5 protein-coding genes are annotated in these 4,805 nt (G+C 42.0%); 3 read left to right on the top strand and 2 right to left on the bottom strand.

Features of this window, described 5'->3' with window-relative positions; all coding sequences use genetic code 11:
- Positions 1-581, bottom strand: a 581-nt coding sequence (locus tag AC1DSE_RS30335; RefSeq protein WP_477528708.1) for a CheR family methyltransferase, incomplete at its 3' end; no start/stop codon positions are given.
- On the bottom strand, positions 578-3,328 hold the full coding sequence (locus AC1DSE_RS30330; RefSeq protein ID WP_477510663.1) for a response regulator: 2,751 nt from the start codon (positions 3,326-3,328) through the stop codon (positions 578-580). The genes AC1DSE_RS30335 and AC1DSE_RS30330, both read right to left, overlap by 4 nt.
- Before the next feature lie 162 nt (positions 3,329-3,490).
- Here AC1DSE_RS30330 and AC1DSE_RS30325 point away from each other — a divergent pair, with 162 nt between their 5' ends.
- From AC1DSE_RS30325 to AC1DSE_RS30315, 3 genes are all read left to right on the top strand, one after another.
- Positions 3,491-3,922: a DUF948 domain-containing protein gene (locus tag AC1DSE_RS30325; RefSeq protein WP_076269047.1), complete on the top strand. Its 432-nt coding sequence runs from the start codon at positions 3,491-3,493 to the stop codon at positions 3,920-3,922.
- 38 nt (positions 3,923-3,960) lie between these two features.
- Entirely contained in the window at positions 3,961-4,401 is a 441-nt protein-coding gene (rsbW, locus tag AC1DSE_RS30320) for an anti-sigma B factor RsbW (RefSeq protein ID WP_076269046.1), read from the top strand.
- Positions 4,398-4,805 (top strand): sigma factor (locus tag AC1DSE_RS30315; RefSeq protein WP_477528707.1); only part of this gene is annotated, 408 nt, incomplete at its 3' end. The genes rsbW and AC1DSE_RS30315, both read left to right, overlap by 4 nt.

Here is a 4,805-nt window from a genome sequence, read left to right as displayed (position 1 = left end):
TAATCAGTCGTATAATAAGAGGAAAATTCTTTTGTACCGCCAGCCTGCAAGTAATTTTTGGTGAATCCTTGCATTCGTTTGAGCGGGAACTTCCCTTGTTTTGCACTCTCGATAACATGCTCATTCATATCCGTTGCATAAATCTTCGCTTTATCCAGCAAGCCCTCCTCTTGGAGCAGGATAGCCATCGAATAAACCTCTTCTCCAGTCGCACAGCCCGCATGCCAAATGCGAATTTCAGGAAGGTTCCTAAGAAAAGGAATAACATCCTTGCGGAACGCAGCAAAGAAATTTGGATCACGGAACATTTCCGTTACTCGTATGGAGAAATCATTAAGCAATATATGAATAAATCCAGGCTCATGGAGCACCTTCTCAAGGAGAGAGGTGATCGTGGGCAAGCCTTCAAGATTCATTCGATGCGTAATGCGTCTGCGAAGCGATGAACGCAAGTAATTGCGGAAGTCATAACCATAGACGCGGTAAATACCGTCCAATAACAAATCGATTTCGATTCGTTCCAGATCATCGAGCGTTAATTCATTATAATCTACAGCTTCTTCATTTCCTTGACTGGTCAATTGCCCACCTGCTTCGTCAACCATACCCGCATCAGCGAGAAAAGCTGGTCCATATTTAGAGGTTTGCTAATATAATCGGAAGCACCGGCTTCCAAACATTTGTCGCGATCGCTTTTCATCGCTTTCGCCGTAAGCGCAATAATTGGCGTATCCTTCATTTTGGTATCCTGACGTATGATTTTCATCGTTTCAAAGCCATCCATAATTGGCATCATAATGTCCATGAGCACAATATCGAAGTCGGATTGTTCTTTTATAATGTCCAAGCATTGTCTACCATTGCTTGCCACGGTTACGTTAAATGCTTTGTTCTCAAGCGCTTTGACGAGAGCGAATACATTACGGGAATCATCCTCGACGAGCAGTACCTTTTTCCCTTTAAATAGAGTGCATTCATCTTCCGATAAGTCAGAAATGTTATGATCATCGGCAATATCAGGTGAGGCATCGATGACCACAGTTTCTGAAGCTGCTGCGACCTCTTGATTAAGGGATACAAGCTGTTCTTTCTCCATATCAGGCAGACTTGGTACATAGAGAGTAAAAGTACTCCCTTTTTTTGGCGAGCTTTCAAGGACGATACTGCCGCCCAGAAGCTTAGTAAATTCATTGCAAATGGATAAACCTAATCCTGTTCCGCCATATTGACGATTCGTTTCGCCATCGACCTGCTGGAACGCTTCAAATATTAGCTGCTGTTTATCCAGTGGAATGCCTATTCCGGTGTCGGTTACAGATATGGCCAAAACGTCTTTATTTATATGTGCTGGTACAAGTTTTTGTACTTCATGTGAGCCAGCCTTCTGGATGTCGAGAGTAACTGATCCTTTTTCCGTAAATTTAAAAGCATTGGACAGTAGATTTTTCAAAATTTGCTGCAGCCGCTGACCATCTGTATAAAGCAATTGAGGGACATTAGCATTGACGTTAATATGGAAAGCTATTTCTTTCTGCTCAGCGACAGGTTGGAATAGCAGCTTCATATGTTCAGGAATTTCACTTACGTTTACTTCATCCATCGTCAAGATGAGTTTTCCGGCTTCGACTTTAGACAAATCAAGAATGTCATCTATTAGCGTTAATAGATCTTTACCGGATGTATTAATGACTTTAGCATACCCTTCTTCATCCGAATTAAGCGTATGGTTCTCATTTTCCGCAAGGAGCTGAGAGAGAATTAAGATGCTGTTTAATGGAGTACGAAGCTCATGCGACATATTAGCCAAAAAATTGGATTTGTACTGCGAGCTTTGTTTAAGCTGCTCCGAATAGGCCTCGAGCTCTTCTTTTGCTTTTTCCAATTCCTTTGTTTTCTGTTCGGCAAATAGATTCTGTTCCTCTAGATGCTCAGTAGTCATGCGCATTTCCTCTTGCTGCATCTGAAGCTCTTCAGACTGTGTCTGCAGCTCCTCGGTTTGCGTTTGAAGCTCCTCCGTCATCACTTGCGATTCGCTAAGCAGCCTCTCGATTTCCATTCGGCCAACAACGCTGTTAATCGCAACGCCAAAATGAGTATCGATTTGCTCAAGCAGCTTTAGGTGCTGAGAAGTGAACGACTCGGTGGAAGCAAATTCAACGACAGCTACTACTTTGCCTTCATACTCGAAAGGCACGATTAGGATGCTCTTAGGCTGAAGCGTTCCAAGACCCGAGGTTAAGTTAATTCGATGCTCTGGAGCCGTGTTCAACAAAAACGTACGTTTCTCCACTGCCGCTTGACCGATAAGGCCTTCGCCCAATCGGAAGCTTTCTAGTCCTGACTGATCGCCATGGGCTGCATAGGAAGCCATTTTCACAAGTCTCTGCTGCTCGCCTGCACCTTGGCGGAGATAAAATAAGCCATAGGCTGCACCTAGAATTGGAGCAAGCTTCGTGAGAAAAGAATCTGCTAGCGTTGATGTATCATTAATGCCTTGATTCATCGTTGCCACCTCGGCAACTTTTGTTTTGATCCAATCTTGGTCGTTTATATTATCAAGCAAACTATTGGTAGCTTCAGCGAGATCTTTAATTTCATCTCTTGTATTTACTTTAATACGAGTGGATAAATCCCCTCCGGAGGATGCGATATCGTTTATCGTCTTCACAACCTGTTGGATCGTTTTAACGATTGCGCCGGAAACAAATGAAACGATGATGAAAGCAATAACTGACACAATAAGCAGCATGAGATACAAGCTAATAATGAGTATGTCATTTCGATTTTCCAATTCAGCAATATGCTCTTTCGTTGAAGTGATTTCATTTTGTCGCAAGGTTTCTAACTGTATCCGAAGAGAATCAATTTGGTCTTTTCCAATATCGTCATTATAGAAATCAATAATACCTTGCGTATCGTTATTTTTGCGCATGGTTAGAGTAGGCTCACCGGCAATTTCGATCCAATTTTGTATGGTCAGTTTTATTTCTTCCATAGTTTTGAGTGTAGTTGGATTGTCGGATAAATACTGGTACAGTGCGTTATAGTTGGCTTCCCATTCGCTTTTTCCACGAATATAGGGCTCTAAATAAAGGTCATTGCCCGTAATCACATAACCGCGCTGGCTAGTCTCCATGCTTACGACATTATAGCGAATACTGGTAATCAAATTATGCACTTCGATGTCTCGACTTGTAATTGACTCAATTTCTGTTTGTAAGGATGATATTCTCTCGCTGACGACAAGGATAGAAACGCCTAAGCAGAGTATGATCAGAAAATAGCCGAGTAAAATCTTTGAGCGGATTTTGAAACGTAAATTACCCAATAGAATAAACTCCTTTATATGAAAGAATTCTAGTAACAGTCTCCCTTTATTATAGCATGAATGAGTGCATAGAATATTCCTGCCTCTTATATGAGAAAAACCGCTTTTTGTTTCAAAGAATGAAATAGCGGGTATGTAATGAAAAAAAGGAAGTGATGACCGATGGATCTACTTATGCAAATCAGTATTGCGGTTATAGCGATTGCTTTTCTTGTTCTCTTGTATTCACTAATTCAAACGTTGAAAGTATTGCGAGGTGCACTTGATGAAATGAGGCAAACCGTTGGCTCGCTGCGAACTGAAGTGACTCAAATTAGCGTTGAGGTGAAGGAGGCTATTCATAATACGAATGCAATGACACTTGATGTACGAACGAAGCTAAGCTCGCTCGATGTGTTGTTCGCATCCGTCAATGATCTTGGTCACGCCTTGCACTCATTTACTGGAGCGGCTAAGGAATCGGCAGCAAGCGTAGTTGCTTCGATAAAAGGTGAAGGCAAGAAGAAACCAGCATCTGAACCTAGCTTAATAAGTACGATATATGATGGTGCGATTTCCACAATAAGGATATGGAATAAAGTGAAGAAAATATAAGCTATAATAGGAACATAGAAGAGAGGACAGAAGCGACTATGAACTCATTCATTCGTTTATCGATTCCGGCGAGAGCAGAATTTATTGATATTGTTAGACTTACATTATTTGGCGTTGCGAACAAAGCAGGTTTTTCCTATGAGGAAATTGAAGATATGAAGGTTGCTGTAACCGAGGCTTGTACGAACGTAGTACTCCATGCATACAGCAATAGCCAGCCTGGTGTAGTGGATATTAGCTTTGAGCTTGAGGAAGAAGGGCTCTCTATTCGCATTAAGGACGAGGGTACGAGCTTTAAATATGAGCCATCCGCAAGTAAAACCGAGTCTCTGCACAATAAAGAACTAAGTGAAGTAACGGCTGGTGGACTTGGGCTGTTTATGATGCATGCATTGATGGATAAAGTGGAAGTGTTTTCTGAGAGAGGCACTGAGGTAATTTTGACCAAGCTATTTGGTAGGAAAGAGGAGATGGCATGAACGCAAATTCATCCTTCCTGGATCCAGAACATATGATTGAAAAAATAAAATTGTATCAGCAATCGAATTGTAATGAAGTTGCAACCGTATTGCTGCAGCATTTTGAGCCCATTGTGAAGATGGCAGCTGCAAAGATGTCCCGCAGCAGACCAGATCTCTATGAGGATTTATACCAAGTCGGTCAGTTGTCTATGCTGCGTTTATTTAGGCAGTATGACAGCTCGCGTGAAATCCCATTTGAGGGATATGCAATGAAGAGCATTATCGGGCATTTGAAAAACTATTTGCGAGACAAGTCTTGGTATATCCAGGTGCCGAGACGGATTAAGGAAAAAGGCTTGCTGATTCAGCAAGCCATCGATCACTTAACCGTTGAGCTCGGCCACTCGCCCAAAATGGAAGAA

The organism is Paenibacillus sp. 01L418 (assembly GCF_056400045.1).
Note: the sequence above shows the minus strand (reverse complement) of the source record. Positions and strands in the feature narration are given on the sequence as shown.